The following is a 4585-nucleotide window of genomic DNA, read 5'->3' on the forward strand; positions in this document are numbered from 1 at the left end:
GCAGGAGTGAGCAGACACCCACGAACCGGGTCTGGTGGCGATAGCGGAGGGGAAACACGCGTACCCATCCCGAACACGACCGTTAAGACCTCCAGCGCCGAGGATACTTGGGGCGGGAGCCCCTGGGAACGTAGGACGCTGCCAGGCGAAGGAACATGAGCCCAACAGGTCTTCACCTGTTGGGCTCTTTCATTATCTTCACAAAGAATCCCTGTTGTCAGTTTGACGCATGCGGCCGCCTCGTGGGCACTTACGAAGACGTGGGCGGGTTGTGGTCATAGGACGCAGGGAGGCACTCTGAGCTATCCGTCGGCGGTACATGCGCCTCTTTCATCCAAGGGGCGTGCTGCCAGACGAGGGACAGTAGGGAGCGGCCAAGGTACGTTCCAGCCACGGCCAACAGGATGCCCGTGAGACAGGTGATCACATCCACGAGCCACCAGGCGCTGGTCCCGAAGCCCATGACGGCCGAGACCACGGCTGCGGTGCGGCGGATGGGCAGGGAAATATCCAGCCATACGAGGGGCATGGCCCAACCAACCAACGCCGTGCCGAGACTGCACAGGATGACAGTTTGCGTCCGAACGGGCAGACCAGCCAACACAAGACCCGCCAACCAGGTCACATACCACAGCCCGAGCGTGTTGGCGTACCAAATCAATCCGGTGCTGATGGCGAGGATGATTGCGAACACCCAGAGATGTAATTGGCGCGGACTATTGGGATGCACGCGCTCCACCTCCTTGGTTGTCCGTGTCCGGCACCATGGTCCAGGTGCCTTTCGCACTCACCTGATCCGCCTCCAACAGCGGATAATAGGCGCCGTTCCACCACGCATCGATGAAATTCTCATACCAAGGGGACAGCGGATTTTCACTTTGTCCGCCGGGATACACCCCGTAAACATTGCCGGTGCCCCAGTCCATCACGAATCGCCAGCTCGGGCCCCCAGTGGATAGGTAACCATTGTCCGAGTCTGCCGCGTTGACAGTCCAATCGTCGCCGCCGCTCGGAAATGGTCCGTAGCCAAGGGCCGGGACCTGCAACAGGGACGGGAATTGTCGGCTGTGCAGCGCACCCCACGACCACAACTTGGGATCCGAACCCAACCGTTTGGACAGATGGGCAACCGCCGTCCGAAAGGCGGTGAACATCACGTCATCCGCGGTGCGCTTGGTTCCGTCCGGCAGAGAAAATGCGGGATTCGTCGGATGGGTCAGGGTCCAGGCCTGCAGGTCCTCGTTGAGGGATGTCAAATTGGGGCGGATTTTCAGGGTCGGATCAACATCCACGGGGACCTTTGCGGCGTCCCACCAGGGTTGGAACGTGGCCGACAGGTAATCGGTCCAAAACGTCCACCAGATGGCCGCGGCGGACGAGTCGGGATCCATTCGGTCATTCCACGTTGTCAGAAGGTGCAGCGCCTGCTGCTCGGTCGAATTCAGCGATTGTTTTGCCAAGCTGGCTGTGAGCTTCGGCACGATGGTTGTTGCCAAGTAATCCGTGGTGTCGTTTTGCAGCGCCTCCATGTCCTTAACGGTCAATTTTTTGCCCGCGCTGAGCGTGCGGTAAATTTCATCGGCTCGGAAACCATCCGAAAAGAAATCGAGGCTGGTGCCGATGTAGTACGGATAGTCCGCGCTCACCTCCCGCTGGTTGGCCGAAAACACGAAATGGGAGGGCGGGTCATAGACCTGTGGGATATCGTCGAATGGGATGGATCCCTGGATGTCCGACGCTCCCGTGCCCGGCAGGGGCAACCACGGATTGCCGTGCTTCACAATGGGATATTCGCCGGCCGAGATGAGCCCAATGTTCCCCCGATCATCCGCGTATACAAAATTCTGCGAAGGTGCGCGCCAATCCTTGAGCGCATTCCGGAATTGCTGGAAGTTGTTTGATTGAATCACACGCAATAGAACTGCCAAGTCGGGCGATGGTTTGGCGCCAATCCAATTCACGGACACCGTCTGCCCTTTGCTGGTGAGCACAGGTCCGTGGACAGTGAGTTGAACCGTGAAGTGCGCAGTGTTTCCACCTTTCACGGGGATGTCGTAGGAGATTTGCTGATAAGGATGCCAGGCTCCATTCCAAAAGTATTGATTGGGGTGACTCGCATCCGTTTTCTCCGTGTAGAAGAACGTGGCCTGATTCTGAACATTGGTCAGGCTCCAACTGATGTGGTCGTTATGGCCGATGAGAATGCACGGCATACCCGGAATGCTGACGCCTGCGAATTCGTAGTTCGGGGACGACGCCTGCACCTGGTACCAGATGGACGGCAATGTTTGGGACAGGTGCGGATCGCCCGCCATCAGTGGCTCTCCGCTGGCGGTCTTGGTCCCATCCACCGCCCAGTTGTTACTGTTCGATCCGGTGTGGACCGCGTTTACCGGCAGCGCCCGCATTCGCTGCTGGATATCCGCCACGGCCGCGGCTTCATCGGCCGACACATTTTGGACCGCCTGGATGGGCTTAGCACCGGCCGGCACATAGGGGCCGGGGTCGTAGGGATGCTGTTCATTCTTTGGTACGGTCGGAAACCAGTCCATGGTTCGTTCAGAACCGAGGGACTTGACCAACAGCGCATAATCCAGCGGTGTGTCGGTATAATCGAGCGTCTGCGTCATGATGCCCTGAATCACCAGGCTGTCCACGGGGGTCCAGGGCTGCGGGCTGTATCCCATCAGTTTAAAGGTATAGGGCAGTTCGCCGCTGCGCTTGTCTTCGTCCATCTTCTCGTTCACGCCCTCCGCATACGCGAGCAGCGCCTGTCCCGCGGCACTCGATTTGTCCATCTGTTGCCACTCCTGCTCGGCGGTGCGCTGGAGTCCCAACTGGAGCTCGAATTCGTCGGATGGCAGCGCTTTTTTGCCGACCACTTCAGCGAGGCGCCCCTCCCCCTGACGACGCATCAGATCCATTTGCGTCAGGCGGAACTCGGTGTGCAGATAGCCCATCATGGCGAACAAGTCGTGATCATCCGACGCGTGGATGTATGCAATACCGTGTTCGTCAAATTTGACGGTAGCGGGGTGGTGCAGAAACTGAAAGTGAAGTGTCTCGGTGGTGGGAGGTTGCGCGGTCTTGGCCATCGTCCAAACGCCGGTACCGGCGTTGAATGCGGGCCCCAGTGCCGGCAGTGGACCGATGCCACGGCCCGCCAGCCAAAGCACACCGCCGCTGAAAATCACTGCAACCATGGCATGGACACCGCGTTTGAGCAGAGATGGTTTCACGGTACGGATTCACCCCATTGCGTTTGGCCGATTCATCATTTTTATTGATTGTAACAGAAAGTTGTTCGAAATGAGGAAACTTTTCACAATTTTATCGGAATCTACGGAGGGCGTAAAAAGGCGCGTGGAGTCCCATAAATTCATGACGGTCCGGCATTCTGGCTGCGGCATACGCGCTGCGTAATGAAGAATTCCAGAATTCGACGGAAAACCGGCGTTGCAACAACGCGCGACTCTTGATATAATACTTCGTGCACTCGGGTTATACCATGTGCGGAAGTGGCTCAGGGGTAGAGCATCGCCTTGCCAAGGCGAGGGTCGCGGGTTCGAATCCCGTCTTCCGCTCCAGAAAGGGCCCATAGCTCAGTTGGTTAGAGCGGCCGGCTCATAACCGGTTGGTCCTAGGTTCGAGTCCTAGTGGGCCCACCAGCGTACGGTACGATGACATGCGTTGTTGAAATCCCAGCTTGCAATGCTGCGGTGCGCAGTGTATAATACAAACCGTTCGCGAAATATGCGGGTGTAGTTCAATGGTAGAACTCCAGCCTTCCAAGCTGGCCGCGGGGGTTCGATTCCCCTCACCCGCTCCAAGATGAAGAGACCGCCAACCTGGGAAAACCGGGGTGGCGGTCTTTTTTGCATGTAGCACGCAAACGTGTGCTTTGGTCTACACCAAACACGTAACACAGACATTACGCGAACCACAGCGCGTTCCAAATGATTCCGAGGAAAAAAGCCGGCCGAATGGAGCGGAATTTGTATACAATCCAACCGTTCGCCCAGCCGAGCAACCAGGACGCTAACGCCACTGAAAGAGATGCGTGTCCCAGCCAGACCGCGCAAGCGTACAAGGAACTCTGCAGCCCAATGGCCATCCATTTGGACAGGCCCCATTGGCGGAACTTTGGCTGCAAGGTGTTTCGAAACAACAATTCGTCATAGAAACTCGGTATAACGAGTGACAGTACATTCATCAACGTCAATGCGTGTGGTATGACGGTCTGGTGAAATCCAAGGGCCGTCATCAAACAAGTTGTCGCCAACAAAGGAGTCCATAAGAGCGCATGGTATACTGGCCCCAGAGTCAACCCAGACAGAAGGGATGGGTTAAGATGAAGTAGAGGTGTTTATGATGCCGGGACGTAAGTGGACAGTGGACGAGAAGATGAACATCGTGCTCGAGGGCATGATGCCCGGTGCGAATATCAGCGAGGTATGTCGGCGGCATGGCGTGGCCCAGAGTCTGTATTACAGGTGGCGTGAAGCGTTCCTGACTGGTGGACGGGCTGGGCTTCAGTCCGGACCCTCTACGAGGGAGCAGGAGCTGGAGAAAGAGTTGCAGGAGG

The 4585-nt window shown here is 57.3% G+C and carries 4 protein-coding genes, 3 tRNA genes and 1 rRNA gene; 5 read left to right on the forward strand and 3 right to left on the reverse strand.

From position 1 onward, the window contains the following. Positions 1-30 precede the first annotated feature (30 nt). A 5S ribosomal RNA gene (rrf, locus tag G463_RS0116865) occupies positions 31-147 on the forward strand. 103 nt (positions 148-250) lie between these two features. On the opposite strand, the gene G463_RS0116870 is transcribed toward rrf, so the two are convergent. Further along, positions 251-730: a hypothetical protein gene (locus G463_RS0116870; RefSeq protein ID WP_026976075.1), complete on the reverse strand. Its 480-nt coding sequence runs from the start codon at positions 728-730 to the stop codon at positions 251-253. Continuing rightward, positions 717-3239, reverse strand: coding sequence for a penicillin acylase family protein (locus tag G463_RS21165; RefSeq protein WP_051322407.1), 2523 nt, complete (start codon positions 3237-3239; stop codon positions 717-719). Before G463_RS21165 ends, G463_RS0116870 begins: the two co-directional genes overlap by 14 nt. Positions 3240-3512: 273 nt before the next feature. Between G463_RS21165 and G463_RS0116880 the strand changes: the two genes are divergently transcribed. From G463_RS0116880 to G463_RS0116890, 3 genes are all read left to right on the forward strand, one after another. Further along, positions 3513-3587 (forward strand) — tRNA-Gly (locus G463_RS0116880). 4 nt (positions 3588-3591) lie between these two features. After that, positions 3592-3668, forward strand: a tRNA-Ile gene (locus tag G463_RS0116885). A gap of 87 nt (positions 3669-3755) precedes the next feature. Continuing rightward, positions 3756-3829: transfer RNA gene (locus G463_RS0116890), tRNA-Gly, on the forward strand. Positions 3830-3931: 102 nt separating this feature from the next. Here G463_RS0116890 and G463_RS24150 read toward each other — a convergent pair. After that, positions 3932-4264, reverse strand: coding sequence for a CPBP family glutamic-type intramembrane protease (locus G463_RS24150; protein WP_026976076.1), 333 nt, complete (start codon positions 4262-4264; stop codon positions 3932-3934). Positions 4265-4371: 107 nt separating this feature from the next. On the opposite strand from G463_RS24150, the gene G463_RS0116900 reads away from it, so the two are divergent. After that, on the forward strand, positions 4372-4585 hold a 214-nt coding region (locus G463_RS0116900; protein ID WP_026976077.1), incomplete at its 3' end, for a transposase.

Origin of the sequence: Alicyclobacillus contaminans DSM 17975, from assembly GCF_000429525.1 — a bacterium.
GTDB lineage: Bacteria > Bacillota > Bacilli > Alicyclobacillales > Alicyclobacillaceae > Alicyclobacillus_A > Alicyclobacillus_A contaminans.